This window comes from Microbispora sp. CSR-4 (assembly GCF_008033685.1).
GTDB lineage: Bacteria > Actinomycetota > Actinomycetes > Streptosporangiales > Streptosporangiaceae > Microbispora.
This window is the reverse complement of the sequence record NZ_VJVX01000307.1, coordinates 1-358: the sequence shown is the minus strand read 5'-3', so window position 1 is coordinate 358 and position 358 is coordinate 1. Positions and strand designations below refer to the sequence as shown.

Annotated in this window: 1 protein-coding gene; it reads right to left on the bottom strand. The window is 40.5% G+C overall.

Annotated features, from left to right (window positions below; translation table 11 throughout):
- Positions 1-21: 21 nt before the first annotated feature.
- The gene (locus tag FLV34_RS43625) at positions 22-324 is read right to left on the bottom strand and encodes an ERF family protein (RefSeq protein WP_369074171.1); all 303 of its coding nucleotides are present in this window, start codon (positions 322-324) and stop codon (positions 22-24) included.
- Between the last annotated feature and the right edge of the window lie 34 nt (positions 325-358).

Sequence of the window (358 nt, the reverse complement as noted above, 5' to 3'; positions counted from 1 at the left end):
AGCAGGTTCATGGCGGGCGCCCTACGCGCCGCGGTCCTGTAGAGGGACCTCGTCGCCCGCGCAGGCTGGGAAAGGGTCGGGGAGGGGAAGTGAGGTGGCTATAGAGTTGACTATGGAGTTTCCCGGAAAGCTTATAAATAATTTAAAAACTTTATCATCTAATATAACTAATGCTTTTTCTTCTTTTAGAATAGGCTTCAAACCTTCTAGTATATCCTCGCAACTCCTATAGTTGTATTTACCAAAGCTATTAAATTGACTTTTAGGAGCTTTTAAAGTACTCTGTATATTTACAAGTTTTATATAAACATTATTAGTTTCCATGGTCCTCACCTACTCTTTTTTAGCTTTTGGAATT

Bases quoted from the DNA above. Each gene is read 5' to 3' on its own strand.
- FLV34_RS43625 (WP_369074171.1), bottom strand. From the start codon at position 324: ATGGAAACTAATAATGTTTATATAAAACTTGTAAATATACAGAGTACT.